Origin of the sequence: Acinetobacter sp. PC34 (assembly GCF_051789135.1) — a bacterium.
GTDB lineage: Bacteria > Pseudomonadota > Gammaproteobacteria > Pseudomonadales > Moraxellaceae > Acinetobacter > Acinetobacter johnsonii.
On sequence record NZ_CP196664.1, the window covers coordinates 1,680,083 to 1,697,008 of the forward strand.

The following is a 16,926-nucleotide window of genomic DNA, read 5'->3' on the forward strand; positions in this document are numbered from 1 at the left end:
TTATTCTAAGGTTTCCTATACGAAAGGACAGATACAGTTCTTTGTGAAAAAAATATAACAGACTATAACAGATTTGCCATTTTTAACTCTCCAAAGCGATCAGACTGATATCAAGTAGTATAAAAAAGTATGAGGAGACTATTTTGCCTCCCCATGCTTCAACTGATTAAGGGATTAAACTTTCGTTTCTTTTTTTGCATTCATCCAACGATACAACACTGGCAATAGCACCAAGGTCAATAACGTCGAAGAAATAATTCCACCAATCACCACGGTCGCCAGTGGACGTTGAACCTCTGCTCCTGTGCCTGTGGCAAGCGCCATCGGCACAAAACCTAAGGACGCCACACAAGCGGTCATTAAAACAGGCCTTAATCGCAAAATCGCTCCCTGCCAAACGGCTTCATGTAAGCGGTATTGCCCTCTTAACTCTTTAATGAAGGTCAGCATGACCAAACCATTTAAAACGGCAACGCCAGACAAGGCAATGAAACCAATGCCCGCCGACATTGACAAAGGAATGTCTCTTAACCACAAGAAAAGCACACCACCAGTTAGGGCAAATGGAACACCCGTGAACACCAGCAAGCTTTCTTTGATGTTATGGAAAACAGCCATCAGCAAAATAAAGATCGTCAATAATGCCAGTGGAATCACAATCTGCATTCGAGCCTGTGCCGAGGCCAAATTTTCAAACTGACCACCATATTCAATCCAGTAGCCACTTGGAAGTGGGTATTGTTTAAGCTGACTTTGTACTTCTGTGACAAAAGAACCTAAATCGCGCCCTTCCACATTCGCTGTGACAATCACACGACGTTTGCCATTTTCACGGCTGACTTGGTTGATGCCATCCATCATTTTTACAGTGGCAATATCGGTGAGTAAAATACTGCCACCATTCGGAAGCTGTATTGGCAGTTGCGCGATCCCACTGACACTACGGTCTTGTTCACTAAGTCGAATCACAAAGTCAAAACGGCGGTCACCCTGTAAAATTTCACCAACATTTTGTCCGCCAATGCTTGCTGATACATAGTCTTGTATGGTTTTGACACTTAGGCCGTATTGCGCCGCCAAGCTTTTATCAATTTCAACATTGAGCAAAGGTAAACCCGACGTTTGTTCAACTTTAACGGCGGTACTGCCTGAAACCTGTTGAATCAATTTACTGATTTTTTCAGCTTCCGTATTTAATACTTGCATGTCATCGCCAAAGATTTTGACACCGACATCGCTACGTACACCCGATATTAACTCATTGAAACGCAGTTCAATTGGCTGAGAAAACTCACTGTTGTTACCGGGCAATGTTGCTAAATAGGCCTGCATACGGCTACGCAGTTCATCGAGTGTTTCTTTTGGATTTGGCCATGCATCACGGGGTTTCAGCATGACGTAACCATCTGAAATATTCGGTGGCATCACATCGGTCGCCACTTCAGCCGTGCCTGTTCGCGCAAAAATAGCCTGTATTTCAGGGAATTTCTTCAGAAGTAGCTTTTCCGTATTTTCCTGAATACGAAGTGATTCTTCTAAGCCTGTGCTTGGAGAGCGCAGTTGCTGTACAGCAAAGTCACCTTCACTCAGTTGCGGTGCAAACTCACTGCCGATACGTGTTGCAAGTAATCCCGTCAACACCAATAAGCACAGTGCGAAGGTCAAAACCACCGCTTTATACTGATAGGTACAGTCCAATACTCGCTGATATCGCTCTTTTAGCCACAGCATCCAACGGCTTTCAGTTTCTTTAATGTCACCTTTGACAAAAAGTGCGACAGCCGCAGGTACAAAGCTGATCGACAAAATAATGGCTGCAACGAGTGCAAGTACAACAGTCAAAGCCATTGGGTGGAACATTTTTGCCTCTACACCAGTCAGTGCAAAAATCGGTAAATACACCACTAAAATAATCAGCTGACCAAAAATGAGTGGACGGCGGGCTTGACGCGCTGCCAAAAACACTTCTTTAAAACGTTCCGACTGAGTCAACGGTCGTTTGAGTAACTGCTGGGCATGGGCTAAACGGCGAATACAGTTTTCAACAATTACCACTGCACCGTCGACAATAATCCCGAAATCCAATGCCCCTAAACTCATCAGGTTGGCACTGATGTTCTGCTGTGCCATACCCGTTAAAGTAAACAGCATAGACAGTGGAATCACACAGGCTGTAATTAACGCCGCACGAATATTACCTAAGAATAAAAAGAGGATCACAATCACCAAGATTGCGCCTTCAACCAAGTTCTTTTGCACCGTTTTAATGGCTTTTTCCACCAAAGTCGTGCGGTCATAAACCGTTTCTATTGTGACACCTTGCGGTAAACTGCTTTGCACCTCCTGAATTTTGGCATCTACAGCTTTAGACACCGTTCGACTATTTTCCCCCATCATCATCATAGCGATGCCGAGTACAGTTTCTTCGCCGTTATAGGTTGCTCCTCCTGTTCGGAGGTCATGATCAATTGAAACCTGCGCAATATCCGCGACACGAATGGGGTTCCCATTTGGGCTGGCAACCGTTGTATTTTCAATGTCTGCAAGACTGTTGAGTGTCCCCGGAACACGGACTGTGAGCTGCTGACCATTTTCCTCAATATAACCAGCGCCACGGTTTTCATTATTTTCCTGTAAAGCAGTTTGTAGTTGGCTTAAGGAAATATTCAACTGTTGCATACGGTTTAAGTCGGGAGCAACCACATAGGTTTTATTAAACCCGCCAATACTGTTGACCTCGGCAACCCCCGCAACACGTTGCAATTGTGGACGAACGATCCAATCTTGGATCTCCCGCAAGTCCATCGCGCTATAAGCCGTACCATCCACTTTTTTGGCATTCGGTTCAGCTTTAATGACCCATTGATAAATTTCACCTAAACCCGTCGAAACTGGTGACATGGTTGGGGAAACATCGCTAGGTAAGTCCGCTTTGACCTCTTGCACCCGTTGATTAATCTGCTGACGTGCCCAATAGATGTCTGTGCCATCCTCAAATACAATGGTGACTTGGGACAAACCATAGCGTGAAATAGATCGAGTCAGCTGTAAATCTGGAATACCCGCCATTGCAGTTTCAATTGGATAGGTAATCCGCTGCTCAACCTCCAATGCGGTAAAACCATTGGCTTGGGTATTAATTTGTACTTGCGTATTGGTAATATCGGGCACTGCATCAATCGGCAGTTTTTGATAGCTATAAACCCCGACCGCAATCCATGTACAGACAAAGAGCATGACCCAAATTGCATTTTGAATAGAGAACTGAATAATTCGTTCAAACAAACCCTCAGGCTTGGGTAAATCATGATTAGTGTGCATGATCAGCCTCGCCTTTTTCTAATTCAGACTTAAGAACAAAGCTGCCTTGACTGACATAGCGTTGTCCTGCTGTTAGGCCTGAAATCACTTCCACCCATTGAACATCATTTGAAGCTTGCCCAAGTTGAACGGGCTGCGCTTTCAAATGCACTTGTCCTTTTTGTTCAGCGTCGACCACAAATACCGAAGTTTGACCTTCAATGTTTTGAATAGCACTTTTATGGACGCGAAGTGCTGTTTTTGAACTGGTATTGTCTAAAAAGATATTCACTAAAACATTTGGACGTAGTTCAGCCGCTTGGCTTTTTAATTTAGCACGTACCACCAAGCGTCCTGTTTGTGCATCGGCTTGAGAGGTTAAGCTTTGGATAATGGCTTCATATTTTTGTTCAGAAGCATTCGGCTTAAATGTCAGACTCTGATTGGCTTGTAACTGACCTGAGTACTGAGCAGGCAGATTAAACTCAAGCCATAACTCTTTAAATTGTTCAATCACAAAAAGCTGATCGGCCAATTGTACGTTTTCACCCACTACGATATCTTTTTGGCTAATCACACCTGAAATGGGTGCTTTAATGGCAAAACGACCATTTACTCCACCTGTTGCCCCTAGGGCGTTTAAGCGGCTTTGCACCGATTGCACAGTAATCTGCGCTTGTCGGTAAGCATTTTCTGCCCGTTGGTAATCCTGCTTGGCGGAAATGCCCTGTGACCATAACTGCTGTTCACGTTGATAATCTTGACGTGCCAAATCCAAACTGGCTTGAGCCATCCGCAAATTGGCCTGTTGATCAATCAGTTCTGGGACGGACAGTACAGCTAAGGTTTGTCCTTTTTGTACGTTTTGACCAAGTTCAACATTCACCTGTTCCACATGCCCACCAAAGTTTGGCGAAATATGTGCTTGCTGATCGGTATTAACCACAAGCTTTCCAGGCAGAACGGTAACTTGAGACACCACGCCTTGTTGAGCTGAAGCGATTTGAATGCCTTGCTCTGTCAGTTGCTGTGCCGTCAGTTGAATTTCACCTTCCTCGGCATGTCCTTTTTCTGCCTCGGGTTCATCAGCATGTTCAGATTCTTCATGCGCATGTTCATCAGTGGTTGTATCTTTCGAGCTAAACCAAATTCCAACAGCGATGAGAAATGTAATGAGGAGCAAAAGCCCAATCATCAATGGCTGTGATATTTTTCCAAATTGGTTTTTTAGTTGCATATTATTGTGCTCCGCCAAGGATGAGGTCTTGTATTTGTGCGATTGAATTTTTACTGATTTGGCTATAAGCATCTGAACTACTGATCTGCTCATAGCTAGTACCGAGGCTGAGTGCTTCTGCGCTCAATGCAGTCTGCCAAGCTTGACGTAATAACTGCAACTGCCCAAGGCGTATGCTTTGCAGCTGTAAGTTGGCTTGTTGAATGTCGGTAATGGACAGCTTTCCCGCTTTAAAACCTTGCAGCGTGCGGACTTGCACTTGTTCTGCCAAAGACGTTTGTTGACTCATCGAACTAAACTGTTTATTTAGTCCTTTGAGTTCATGCATGGCATTGGCGATATCTAAAATTTGCTGTTTTAACTCACGCTGTTGCTGCTGATTCAACAGGCTTTGCTGACGCTGGGCCATCGGAATGCTGTATTGCTGACGGTTAAAAATATTCAGCGGAATATCCACGCCGACACCTAATGTGGTATCGCTACTTTCATTCGGTGCTTGGCTCCGTTTCATGCCGACATTTAAGGTCGGATTGGGACGTGCCTGCACTTTTAAACTTTCAATGTTTAAATTGGACTGTTGAATGTTCAGTGCATATAGCTTTTCCAACCAACCTTCAGCAATATAGCGCTGTACTGTGGCATCGCTTTGATCTGGCCATGGCATTGAGGTCGCATTGAGTTGAATATCGGCTTTGGTTTCGCCCCAAAGGTTTGAGAGTTGACGCTGTGCTACTTGTTCTGACAGTACCGCTTGTTGGTATAAGCGCTGCATATCCAAACTTTCGATTTGCGCACGTTCATAGTCAACCAAAGCAATACTGCCCGCCTGATAACGTTTTTTGGCACTGTCTAAATTGTTTTGACTCACTTTGAGTTGTGCTGCGTACAGCGATTTTTCAACTTGTGCCAAAGCCAACTGAGACCATGCAAATTTCACCACCAATTGGCTTTGTGCTGTCCACAGTTGTTGTTGTAACTGTCCTTGTTGCTGCGCTGTTTCTGCGAGTTTTTGATTAAGCTTACGCTGTCCAAAAACATCTAAGGGCTGACTGATGGCAATACTGAGCTCTTGATTGGTATTTGAACCCAAACCATCTTGATTGATATTTAAGCTAGGATTTTGCCATAGGCCACTGTTTTTGATGTTCAGCTCTGAAATGCTTTGACGCTGTTGCCCAATGTCGCTTTGGTTTTGATAGCGCTCTACTTTTGCTAAAGCTTCATCCAAAGTCTTGATCGGTTCGGCAAAACTCCATTGCATTGCGGCTGTTGTTATGCCCACAGCAAGGGCTTGGCGTATAAACGCCTTAAATTGATTCGACATGTTTTTTCCCACTAATTTTTAGAAGAAGTGGTGGGAAATGTTTTAGGCTACCCCACCATTAGCGGGGAAAGTTCAGGAGGAGGATGTTGCCCCAATAAATCAGGGGCTTGATAGGCATTGTGCCAAAAAAACTGCGGACGCTCACGAACTTCAAACGCGAGCGGCATTTGATAGTTTATTTCTTTCGGAATAATCAAATGTGCCATTGAAGGCAAATGATCTTGATGGTCTTGATGGTCTTCACCCAATTCAAACTGATCATTTGCCGTTTGAGTATGGCTATCGGCACTGCTTTGCTGGTGTGCCTTATCATCAGACACACACAAGGTGGTTTGATGATGCCCAAAATGAAAATTTTGTTGCGTCACGACTTGAGTTTTTTGTTCTTCATGGACGCAAAAAGCTGCCGCCACGTTCCAAAGACTTTGGAACATGAATAAAGCAACTAAGACGCTAATCCACGTGGTAGAACGCATAATGTCGTACTGAAATAAAGTGACGCTATTGTAAAGCCTAGACTAAGTCTAAGGTCAAGTCTTTTTTAATGACTATGTTCATGTTGGTGTGGATGGCATTCATCTTCTTCAATCTGCAAAGTCACTTGCGTAATCCCATGCTCATGCCCCAATAACTCCACAGCTTGGTGGTATAAAGCTCTCTGATCTACATCAGGTGCAATCAAATGCGCTGTTAAATGCACATTCTTAGAGGTAATGGCCCAAACTTTAAGCTGGTGAATACCTTGTACACCCTCTAAAGCCAGCAAATCATTGCGTAAAGATTCGATATCAATTTCACTTGGTACACCTTCGAGCAAAATATTGATACTTTGTTTCAGTAGCACCCAAGTTCTAGGTAAGACCCAAAAGCCAATCAACACCGCAATAACGGTATCTACCCACATCCAACCTGTGAAATAAATCACCAGTGCGCCAATGATCACACCCACAGAGCCCAAGGCATCACTGAGCACTTCAAGATAAGCCCCTTTCACATTTAAGCTGTCTTGACTGCTCGACACCAAAATCTTCATTGAAATCAGGTTAATGATTAAACCCAGAACCGCAACAACCAACATACCCAAGCTTTGAATTTCAGGTGGCTGACTAAAACGCTGATAGGCTTCATATAAAATGTAAATGGCTACCACAAACAACATCATGGCATTAAACAAAGCTGCCAAGATTTCAAACCGTTGATAGCCAAAAGTACGTTTATCATCGGCAGGTTTTTGCCCAATTTTGATGGCTGCTAAAGCAATCGCTAAAGCAGCGGCATCGGTAAACATATGCGCTGCATCGGACAGTAAGGCCAAGCTTTGCGTGATAAATCCTGCGACCACTTCTACAATTAAGAAGGTAAACGTCAGGGCAAGTGCGATGGTTAATTTCTTGGCATTTTTTGCAGTCACTTCAACATGACTGTGATCATGGTTATGAGAACCACTCATGTAGGACTCCTTATCATTTTATTTAACGGAATGCTTTAGCATTGAAATCGAAGCTTTTTTTAATTTAAAAATTACTCGATTTAGTATACTCGGTTAAAACAATAAAATCATCTTTCATGTGAATACGTCTTTATTTACGGCGTTTTTTCCCTGTCAAAAAGCTCATGGCCTGCGTATAGCCTGTTGGTGTAATACGCTGTACCAGATCGATAATTTTGGCATCTGTTCCAATTAAGACACGGCGCTCATCTTTTTTTACAGCCTTTAAAATGGCCTGTGCTGCCACATCTGGCGGGGTTTTAAGCATTTTATTGAAAGAACGGCTAGCACGCTCTGGGTTCATACCCAGCGCACGAATACTGTCACTCATTCGAGCACTATTGGCAATATTGGTACGTATCCCACCCGGGTGAACACAAGTTGCACTGACACCACAGTTTTCTAGGTCTAGTTCTTGGCGTAGTGCCTCGGTAAAACCACGGACAGCAAACTTTGTCGCATTATAGGCACTCTGAGTAGGTTGAGCAGTGAGCCCAAATAGACTTGAAATATTCACAATATGCCCAGAGCCACTTTGTTTTAAGTAGGGTAAAAAAGCTTTGGTTCCATACACCACACCCCAAAAGTTGATGTTGAAAATCCACTCGGCATCTTCATAGCTCAGACCTTCAACAGTACTCGCTAACGCGACCCCTGCATTATTAAAAACTAAATTGACCTGCCCGAAATCCTGCTCACACTGCTTTGCCCAATCCTCTACTGCTTTACGGTCTGAAACGTTCAGTTTTGTGAGCGTGACTGAAACAGGATAATCTTTGACGTGGTTTAAGGTTTCCGCCAAACCTTGTTCATTGAGATCACTGAGTGCCAAATGTGTACCTTGTTTAGCCAGTTGAATCGCCAACTGCTGCCCAATGCCTGAACCTGCGCCTGTGATCGCTGCCACTTTATTTTCAAAATTTTTCATAATGCTCTCTAAATATCGTTTTAAACTTAAACGCCATGCTGAAGGTTCAAGTACTTTAGTTCTACGCAGACAAGGTCTATTTTAGTTAATGTACAAAAATTACAGTCATGAATGAAATGATCATTTCTAATGATTCAGTATGTATAAAATTCATGAGTGGTATTTTAAATATAAGATCATTTTTAATTTTCTTGTATTTTCAAGTGATAGGACTCTGAAAACAAGTTACTGATATCTACATAGTGTGTCACATAGGCTTTAGACTATAACAGTCCTGAGCAATTCTGCTTCATCTGTTATATTTTTTTAATCTTGTTTTTGTACCTGTTTCATCAGTCGTTTGCTTTACATAATGTACTCATCACCTCAGTTGAGTGCAGTAACCATGAAAGATCTAGACTCAAAAAAACCAGCAAAATATGCAGATAGTTCAATTTCAGATAAAGCATTTAAAAACATGATTATCTGGTTCGCGATTTACTGTGGGCTTTTTTGTATAGGTGTGATTTTCTTTGTCGGTGCAGATCAAAACTACCTTCTTCAATAAGAATCTGAAGTTTGCTGCACTAATATCAACATCTAAATTCGGGCCTCAAAATTAAACTCCACGAGAAAATACACTTTGGAGATTAAACCTAGACATGGGTTTAATCTCTATTTTTTTGAGTTGAAGACTAGTAAAACGGCAGTTACATTACATTTTGAATGGTTAATGTCATTACAAATGAATGACAGGGGCTGTGTAAAGATCAGACTTCAAGCCCAAATCACTAAAAATGCAGCAACCACCACCAATACAATACCGAGATGTTCAGCACGTGCCAGCTTTTCTTTAAAGAAGTAGGCTGAAATCAACATACTAAAAATAATCTCAACCTGCCCCAAAGTTTTTACAATGGGCACTGACTGCATACTCATGGCACTAAACCAACCCAGTGACGCCAAAAAACTACATAAGCTGACACGAAATGTAAGTCCAATACGCTGCCACATGGCCCATAATGTTGCACGGCGAAATATACCCAAATACATTAAAAGTAAACAGCACTGTGTCCCAATCACCATTAAGAGCACCCAAGCTGCACGGTGAATAAACGGTAAATTATCTAGTTCTAAACTGGCCTCACGTACCAAGAGCGAGGTAATGGCAAAACATAAACCACTACCGATACCTATACACAAGGTTTGCACCGAAAAATCAGAAAAGTCCCGCCCTTTGGACATTAAAAAAACTGCGAAGCCTCCGACAGCAACCCCAAACCAGCCTAAAAGGCTTAAATGATCGGATAAAAAGAGCACGGCAATAATCGCGGCAAGTACTGCTTCACTTTTAGCAAGACCCACTCCAATTGCATAATTTTTTTGCTTAAAAAGCTGAACCATCAATGCTGTTGCTGCAATTTGGCTCAACGCCGCAATAAGCACATAGATAGCAAAACGGAGATTGAAATGGACGGACTCTGTCACAGGTTGGAAATGGTAAAGGCAACTGATGTAAATCAGTGCTAAAGGTAAAGCAAAGATGAACCGCGCTAGAGTCACTCCATAAACATCTACAGTAGTACTGAGTTGCTTTTGAAAAGCGTTGCGCCAAGCCTGCATGAAAGCGGCCATAAGCGTAAAAAGAATCCATGTTATTGTCATCAAGTACTCTATATACAGTTACTTACCTCACATAATGTAACCCGTTGATGGCAGCACATGTGCTTTATTTTCATGACTTATTCTTATGTGACAAATAACTTAAGTTCTGACGAAACTTCGACTATTGCATGACTTTCGCAACATTTCCTCAAAACTGAGTATCGAGCAAAACATAAAAAGCCGAAGGGGTTATCCTTCGGCTTCTATGTGAAATTTCACTTCGATCTATACATATCAAAGTGAAAACGGGTTATCACTTAAAGTATTAGAAGTTATAAATCGCAACCAAGTTCACACGGTTGTCTTCACCTTTTTTACTACCATTTGCCGCAGGTGCAAACGCTTCACGCTCACCGTAGACATACTCTACGCCAAGGCTAACAGGCTGAACTGGGCTATAGAATAAATTACCCCATGCCTGCCATAAGTTTTTATTGATTTTGGTATCATCAGCTACAGCATCAAGGTAGTCCTGATTTTTATCAAAAGTCATATAACCATAAGCCAAAGTACCACGTAATTTGTCATTAAACTTCTGTGTTAAACCGACAGTAATTGAGTAAAACTCACTTTGTTCAATACTTGTGCCTGTTGCAACTACGCCAGGGTTAGTAAAGGATACAAAGCTGCTATCGCCTTTAACATGGTAGTAGTCGGCTTTCACAGAAGTCACAGGGGTGATGTCAAATTTGGCACCAACACCTACGCCATACGCCCACTCTTCTTGATTTTGAATGCGTTTTTCATGCGCCATTGCACGCCCACTGACTGAAAGTGCATCATTAAACTTATGATTCAGTCGTCCTGTAAATGCTGGCATACGTTGGCTCATGCTGGCATCTTTCGGGTCTTCCACTGCCGCGACTAAGTTAGTATTTGGCGTAAATTTATGGGTATAACGCACTTGAGGTGTACGTTTAATTGAAGCACCCACATAAGCCAAAGCATCAATCGTTTCAGGGATGTAGTCTGGAGTCGCAAAGTTTGACCACGTTTGACCAATTAACCAGTTACCATAGTTTAAATACGCATGACGAATACGTAAATTATCAAGGTTTGCGCCGCCTAAAAAGTCGACCTCAATTTTGGCATTTAAGTTCTGATCGGCGACTGGCGCTTTAAAGTCCAAACCTAATCGCGTTGCTGAAAGGGTTGATCTTAAGCGATCGCTATTTTCAGCATTTCCTTCTAAAGGCACGCTATTGATTTGGTTATAGGGCATATCACGAGAGCCACCTTCGGCCTGATACGATGCGTCCGCGCGAACATTACCGTATAAGTTGAACTCTGCCCCACCTTTGGTCAAACCTAAACCCGTTTTTTCAACCGTTTTTGGCGTCGTCAACACTTGACGTTCAACAGCGCTCAATTGAACAGCTTGCTGCTGTTGTTGCTGAGTATTCTGTTGAAGCATTTGTTTTAACGCATTAATTTCATTTCTAAGTTGCTCAATCTCTGTCGTCGTATTGCTTTGTGCATGTAATGCTGCACTGCTTAACATCGATAAAGTGACAACTAAAACGTTCTTCTTAAATTGTTTCATTTAACACGGGTCCTGTGTATTTAAGTCTGTCCTGACTTTTACTCTTTAATATTTAGCTCTATTTTTCATCGCTGTTTTCTAACGCAATGCATTTCTTTTAATACTTTAAAATGAAACTTTTTATTGCATTAAAAATCGCGTTAAAAAACAACTTATAAAAAGCAAATTGATTTTAACAGTTCATACAGTTTTTGAAATGAGCCTACTACTAATGCACTAGACTCATGGGTTCGGTATTCTTTAATTGGCTGTGGATTTAACTGCATCAAACACTTGTTTTGATTTGGTTTTTTCACCATCTACAGATACTTTTAAGTTGACCATAAACACGGCCAAAGCCGCAATCACCCCAGGTATCGCAATCACGAGAAAATTCATTTGATGTGGCAACTCAAAAGTTAACAATGCACCTGTCAGTACAGGTCCAACAATTGCGCCAATGCGTCCTATGCCTGAAGCCCAGCCCATACCTGTAGAGCGCACAGCAGTTGGATAGAACTGTGCGACAAAGGTATACAGTAGAATTTGTGAACCAATGGTTGCTGCGCCTGCAATCGCAATTAAACCGTACAGCACCATTTGTGGACTGTTGAAACCGAGTAGAATCAGCGCAATAGCACCCAAGGTGAACATGGTTGTCAAAACTGGTTTTAAGTGGAAACGGTCTGCGAGCGCACCACCGCCAATCGCTCCAACCATACCGCCAATATTTAAAGCAAATAAGAAAATCATACTTGCACCAAGCGAATAGCCTGCTTGAATCATTAGTTTTGGTAACCAGCTTCCAAGCGCATAGACCATGAGTAAGCACATAAAGAATGCCACCCAAAACATCATGGTGCTAAAGGTACGGCCTTGTTGGAACAATGCCTTTAATGGAGCGTCATCACCAGCAACAGGTTCGTTGAGCTTAAATGTCGTTTCTGGCTGAATCGCTTGCTCCGGTGCAATTTTTTGCACAATTTCACGGACTTTTTCAGTTTCACCCTTTTTAGTCAGGAACATTAAAGACTCAGGTAGAAACTTCCAAAGAATCGGCAAAGCCAGAAATGGAATGATGGCGATATAGAACATGATTTTCCAACCATAGTCTGTTACCAACCATGCACCCAGTAAAGCTGACGTCATGCCGCCAATAGCATAGCCACTGAACATAACCGCAACGAGTGTGCTACGAATACGCTTCGGAGCATATTCAGTCATGAGTGCGACCACGTTTGGCATCACCCCACCAATACCAAGTCCCGCAAGAAAACGTAAAATACCAAACTCAATAGGATTACTTGCAAATGCGCCTAGAAAGGTGAAGCCACTAAAAATAGCCACACAAATCATAATGGTCTTTTTACGGCCCAATTTGTCAGACAACGTACCAAAACTCATCGCACCGAACATCATGCCAAACAAGGCTGTACTCGCAAGTAAACCTGCTTGTACTGCACTGAGTCCCCACTCTTGCATCAGAAGTGGCAATGCCACGCCATAGATGACTAAATCATAACCGTCAAAAATAATAATCAGTAGACACCAAATGAGTACACTCCAATGAAAGGGCGTAAATTTGGCTTCATCGACCACCGTGTTGATGTTAACTGGATTTGTATTCACTTTAAGCCTCCTGCTTGCGAATGTTTGTTGCTGTGCACATTGCAGCAAAAGTAGCTTTCTTGTCCAAAACCGAATAACTCTATATTTATACCTTTAAGGTCGGTTAAGGTTTTTATTGTTTTAAATAAATAGGTTATATAACTAATGTTTTAAGTGGGAGACAGAAAATAAGCAAAACCAAGTGAAAATGACTATAAAAAAAGCCATCCCCTAAGGATGGCTGAAAGGGTTCGTTTTAAAATGTAGACTTTAAAAGTATTGTGAAATTTAAATTCCCAAGTTTAGATAAATGCGCGGTCATATTTGATCGCTTCAAGGTCATAGACCTGATAAATACAATCAAATAACGAACGAATGTCCTCGCTTTCATCCATGGAACGAATGGCGAGAAAAATGGGGCTAGTCGCTGCATCATCTAAGATTGGAATATAGTTCAAATGCGGCAGTTGAATGGTTCGTGCACTTTCTGGAACCACACAAATTCCTTCTCCGGCTGCAACTAACCCTAGTGCCAACTGTATTTCACGGACTTCTTTTAAATGTTTGGGTTCCAGTCCATATTCTGAAAACAGCCCTTGGACTTGGGTAGAAAAGTTTGGCTTGGGATGACTTGGATAAAGAAATAAGTTTTGATCGACCAAGTCCGACAGATACACACCTTGTTTTTGCGCCGTCAAAGGATGACTAGAATGTGCCGCCAACATCAGCGGTTCTTCACGCAGTAAAACCCGACGCACAGCAGGATCTGAAATACGTAAGCGTCCAAAACCAACATCAATCCGCCCTTCTTTTAAGGCCTGAATTTGATCCTTGGTACTCATTTCGATCAATTCGATTTTTAAATGCGGTTGTTGCTGCCGAAATAAATACACAATTTTAGGCAATAAACCATATAACAATGAACCCACAAAGCCCATAGTCACCGTTTTTTCAACCAAGCCTACACGTTGTGTCATGGCTTTGACTTCTTCGGCATTAGACAAAAGTTTAACAGCGTGTTGATAGAAGAATTGTCCTGCTTCCGTGGTTTTGAGTGGACGGCTGCCACGTTCAAATAATTGCACCCCCAATTCAGCCTCCAGGTTTTGTATCTGGCGGCTTAAAGGAGGCTGTGCAATGAATAATTTTTCAGCAGCTTTGGTAAAACTCTGCTCTTCTACAACAGCTACATAGTAGCGGAGGTGTCTCAATTCCATGACTATTTATACCTTTAAGATATATTAAAATGCTAATTTGATCTTCGACAGTTCATATTTATTCTTTTAAGGTATATCAAATCAGGTACACAACGCAAGGCTGCGCAGAGTTAAGATGTATAAATCTATAGAAACCTTACTCGTCGAAATCCCCACTATTCGCCCACACAAAATGGCGGTAGCGACTATGCAAACGCAAACGCTTGTCTTGGTGAAAATCAGCACTGAAGATGGCTTTGTCGGTTGGGGTGAAGCGACAACAATTGGCGGACTGGGCTACGGTGAAGAAAGCCCAGAAAGTATTAAGACCAATATTGAAACTTATTTTGCACCTTTATTGAAGTCCCTTAAAGCTCAAAATATTGCACAAACCATGCGTGCTTTGAAAAAAAATATTAATGGTAACCGTTTTGCCAAATGTGCAATTCAAACGGCTCTACTCGACATCCAAGCGCAACGTTTAGATTTACCCCTTTCTGAAGTATTGGGTGGCCGCTTACGTGACAGCTTACCTGTACTTTGGGTATTGGCATCTGGTGACACTGAAAAAGATATTGCTGAAGGCCGAAAAATGATTGAGGCAAAACGCCACAATATTTTCAAACTTAAAATTGGTTCACGCCGTGTAGAAGAAGATGTCGAACATGTTCTTGCGATTAAACAAGCACTGGGTTCAGACATTTCCATCCGTGTCGATGTGAACCGTGCATGGTCTGAGCTAGATGCGATTAAGGGTATTCAACTCCTACAAAATGGTGGTGTTGACCTGATTGAGCAGCCGTGTGCGATCGACAACATTGATGCGATGCAGCGTTTAACACGACGTTTTGATCTTGCCATCATGGCGGATGAATCGCTCATGGGACCAAGCTCAGCCTACCGTTTAGCCAAAACCAATGCGGCCTCTGTTTTTGCAGTGAAAGTGGCTCAGTCTGGTGGACTAATCGAAGGTCATGAAGTGGCGAAGATTGCCAACTTAGCCGGTATAGATTTGTATGGCGGAACCATGCTTGAAGGTGCAGTCGGCACGATTGCTTCGGCACATTTGTTCTCGACTTTTGAAAATTTAGCTTATGGCACCGAGCTATTCGGCCCACTGCTCTTAACCCAAGATATTTTAAAAACCCCACTTCAATACACTGACTTCGCTTTGCACTTACCTCAAGGCAAAGGACTCGGTATTGAGTTGGATGAAAACAAGATTGATCAGCTGCGCCGCGCTTAAGCGACGTCTTAACCGTTTAGGAGTTACACATGCTTTTTCACGTACGTATGGATGTAAACATTCCACTGGATATGGCTGCTGAAACTGCCAGTAAAATTAAAGCAGTCGAAAAAGCATATTCGCAAGAGCTACAAGCTCAAGGCAAATGGCGACATATTTGGCGCATTACAGGTCAGTACTCAAACATCAGCATTTTTGATGTAGACAGCAATGAAGAGCTACACAACATTTTGCAAGGTTTACCCCTGTACCCGTATATGAACATTGAAGTGATGCCTTTGAACCGACATCCATCGTCTATTCGCGAAGATGATCGTTAATTGAAAAAAGATTTTATGCAATTTAATCACTGGAACCTAATGAATGATCTAGTGAAAGAAATTAACAAGGAACGTGGCAGCTAAGCTTTTCAACCTATTCATAAAGCTAGCCACCACACAGCAAACATACTTAAGGAGCAATAGTATGAATCGTCAACAGATTGATGCATTAGTCAAAACAATGAATGTGGATACAGCAACCGGTTCTGTAGACGCACGTACTCAACAAATTGTGGTTCGCCTATTGGGTGACTTATTCCAAGCGATTGAAGACTTAGATTTGAGCCAAACTGAAGTTTGGAAAGGTCTTGAATACTTTACGGATGCAGGTCAAGCCAATGAACTTGGTTTACTTGCGGCTGGTCTTGGTCTTGAGCATTACCTCGACTTACGTGCAGATGAAGCCGATGCCAAAGCAGGCATTACAGGCGGAACGCCACGTACCATCGAGGGTCCTTTATACGTAGCTGGTGCACCTGAATCGGTTGGTTTTGCACGTATGGATGATGGTTCTGAAGAAGGCAAAATTCCGACTTTAATTATTGAAGGGACAGTGACTGACACTGATGGTCAGATTATTGAAGGTGCAAAAGTTGAAGTTTGGCATGCCAATAGCTTAGGCAACTATTCTTTCTTCGATAAGTCACAATCAGACTTCAATCTACGTCGTTCAATCATGAGTGACCAAGATGGTAAATACGTTGCTCTCACCACGATGCCTGTTGGTTATGGTTGCCCACCAGAAGGGACAACTCAATTTGTATTGAACAAGTTAGGCCGTCACGGTAACCGCCCTTCGCACGTACATTACTTCGTATCTGCGCCAGGCTACCGTAAGTTAACCACCCAATTCAACATTGAGGGTGACCAATACCTGTGGGATGACTTTGCATTTGCAACACGTGAAGGCTTAGTGGCTACCGCTGTTGATATCACCGATGAAGCCGAAATTGCGCGCCGTGGTTTAACTGGTCCATTCAAACACATTCAATTCAATGTTGAACTTGTGAAAGACCAAGCGGCTGCACCATCAACTGAAGTTGAGCGTCGTCGCGCCAGCGCTTAATTACCCTTGGAACCGAAATAGCCACTGCAAAGTCGCATTTCGGGGA

Annotated in this window: 13 protein-coding genes; 3 read left to right on the plus strand and 10 right to left on the minus strand. The window is 42.6% G+C overall.

Annotated features, from left to right (window positions below):
* Nucleotides 1–174: 174 nt before the first annotated feature.
* From ACSC9N_RS08145 to ACSC9N_RS08190, 10 genes are all read right to left on the minus strand, one after another.
* The gene (locus tag ACSC9N_RS08145; protein ID WP_029575020.1) at nucleotides 175–3,321 is read right to left on the minus strand and encodes an efflux RND transporter permease subunit; all 3,147 of its coding nucleotides are present in this window, start codon (nucleotides 3,319–3,321) and stop codon (nucleotides 175–177) included.
* Nucleotides 3,311–4,537 (minus strand): efflux RND transporter periplasmic adaptor subunit, encoded by a 1,227-nt coding sequence (locus ACSC9N_RS08150; protein WP_010326687.1) that lies wholly within the window; start codon nucleotides 4,535–4,537, stop codon nucleotides 3,311–3,313. The genes ACSC9N_RS08145 and ACSC9N_RS08150 overlap by 11 nt, the downstream gene beginning before the upstream one ends.
* Nucleotide 4,538: 1 nt before the next feature.
* Nucleotides 4,539–5,861 carry a TolC family protein gene (locus tag ACSC9N_RS08155; RefSeq protein WP_004693168.1) on the minus strand — a complete coding sequence of 441 codons (1,323 nt, stop codon included), beginning with the start codon at nucleotides 5,859–5,861 and terminating at the stop codon, nucleotides 4,539–4,541.
* A 47-nt stretch (nucleotides 5,862–5,908) separates the two neighbouring features.
* A complete protein-coding gene (locus ACSC9N_RS08160) occupies nucleotides 5,909–6,337 on the minus strand; it encodes a cation efflux protein, CzcI-like (RefSeq protein ID WP_004693170.1) in 429 nt (142 codons plus the stop codon).
* Nucleotides 6,338–6,402: 65 nt separating this feature from the next.
* Nucleotides 6,403–7,311, minus strand: a complete 909-nt coding sequence (locus ACSC9N_RS08165; RefSeq protein WP_004693172.1) for a cation diffusion facilitator family transporter — start codon at nucleotides 7,309–7,311, stop codon at nucleotides 6,403–6,405.
* A 130-nt stretch (nucleotides 7,312–7,441) separates the two neighbouring features.
* A complete protein-coding gene (locus ACSC9N_RS08170) occupies nucleotides 7,442–8,278 on the minus strand; it encodes an SDR family NAD(P)-dependent oxidoreductase (RefSeq protein ID WP_010326685.1) in 837 nt (278 codons plus the stop codon).
* Nucleotides 8,279–9,034: 756 nt separating this feature from the next.
* Complete coding sequence (locus tag ACSC9N_RS08175) at nucleotides 9,035–9,922, minus strand: DMT family transporter (protein ID WP_058951991.1); 888 nt, start codon at nucleotides 9,920–9,922, stop codon at nucleotides 9,035–9,037.
* Between the two features lie 265 nt (nucleotides 9,923–10,187).
* The gene (locus ACSC9N_RS08180) at nucleotides 10,188–11,465 is read right to left on the minus strand and encodes a DcaP family trimeric outer membrane transporter (protein ID WP_029575018.1); all 1,278 of its coding nucleotides are present in this window, start codon (nucleotides 11,463–11,465) and stop codon (nucleotides 10,188–10,190) included.
* Between the two features lie 240 nt (nucleotides 11,466–11,705).
* Nucleotides 11,706–13,073, minus strand: coding sequence for an MFS transporter (locus tag ACSC9N_RS08185; protein WP_010326682.1), 1,368 nt, complete (start codon nucleotides 13,071–13,073; stop codon nucleotides 11,706–11,708).
* 281 nt (nucleotides 13,074–13,354) lie between these two features.
* A complete protein-coding gene (locus tag ACSC9N_RS08190) occupies nucleotides 13,355–14,269 on the minus strand; it encodes a LysR family transcriptional regulator (RefSeq protein ID WP_005399482.1) in 915 nt (304 codons plus the stop codon).
* A 115-nt stretch (nucleotides 14,270–14,384) separates the two neighbouring features.
* Between ACSC9N_RS08190 and ACSC9N_RS08195 the strand changes: the two genes are divergently transcribed.
* The 3 genes from ACSC9N_RS08195 (at nucleotide 14,385) to catA (ending at nucleotide 16,880) form a co-directional block, all read left to right on the plus strand.
* Nucleotides 14,385–15,494: a muconate/chloromuconate family cycloisomerase gene (locus tag ACSC9N_RS08195; protein ID WP_010326681.1), complete on the plus strand. Its 1,110-nt coding sequence runs from the start codon at nucleotides 14,385–14,387 to the stop codon at nucleotides 15,492–15,494.
* A 29-nt stretch (nucleotides 15,495–15,523) separates the two neighbouring features.
* Complete coding sequence (gene catC, locus ACSC9N_RS08200; protein WP_010326680.1) at nucleotides 15,524–15,814, plus strand: muconolactone Delta-isomerase; 291 nt, start codon at nucleotides 15,524–15,526, stop codon at nucleotides 15,812–15,814.
* Between the two features lie 145 nt (nucleotides 15,815–15,959).
* Entirely contained in the window at nucleotides 15,960–16,880 is a 921-nt protein-coding gene (gene catA / locus ACSC9N_RS08205; RefSeq protein ID WP_004979728.1) for a catechol 1,2-dioxygenase, read from the plus strand.
* The last annotated feature ends 46 nt before the right edge of the window (nucleotides 16,881–16,926 follow it).

Bases quoted from the DNA above. Each gene is read 5' to 3' on its own strand.
- ACSC9N_RS08160 (WP_004693170.1), bottom strand. From the start codon at position 6,337: ATGCGTTCTACCACGTGGATTAGCGTCTTAGTTGCTTTATTCATGTTC.
- ACSC9N_RS08150 (WP_010326687.1), bottom strand. From the start codon at position 4,537: ATGCAACTAAAAAACCAATTTGGAAAAATATCACAGCCATTGATGATT.
- ACSC9N_RS08155 (WP_004693168.1), bottom strand. From the start codon at position 5,861: ATGTCGAATCAATTTAAGGCGTTTATACGCCAAGCCCTTGCTGTGGGC.
- ACSC9N_RS08145 (WP_029575020.1), bottom strand. From the start codon at position 3,321: ATGCACACTAATCATGATTTACCCAAGCCTGAGGGTTTGTTTGAACGA.
- ACSC9N_RS08180 (WP_029575018.1), bottom strand. From the start codon at position 11,465: ATGAAACAATTTAAGAAGAACGTTTTAGTTGTCACTTTATCGATGTTA.
- ACSC9N_RS08175 (WP_058951991.1), bottom strand. From the start codon at position 9,922: ATGACAATAACATGGATTCTTTTTACGCTTATGGCCGCTTTCATGCAG.
- ACSC9N_RS08165 (WP_004693172.1), bottom strand. From the start codon at position 7,311: ATGAGTGGTTCTCATAACCATGATCACAGTCATGTTGAAGTGACTGCA.
- ACSC9N_RS08190 (WP_005399482.1), bottom strand. From the start codon at position 14,269: ATGGAATTGAGACACCTCCGCTACTATGTAGCTGTTGTAGAAGAGCAG.
- catC (WP_010326680.1), top strand. From the start codon at position 15,524: ATGCTTTTTCACGTACGTATGGATGTAAACATTCCACTGGATATGGCT.
- ACSC9N_RS08170 (WP_010326685.1), bottom strand. From the start codon at position 8,278: ATGAAAAATTTTGAAAATAAAGTGGCAGCGATCACAGGCGCAGGTTCA.
- catA (WP_004979728.1), top strand. From the start codon at position 15,960: ATGAATCGTCAACAGATTGATGCATTAGTCAAAACAATGAATGTGGAT.
- ACSC9N_RS08195 (WP_010326681.1), top strand. From the start codon at position 14,385: ATGTATAAATCTATAGAAACCTTACTCGTCGAAATCCCCACTATTCGC.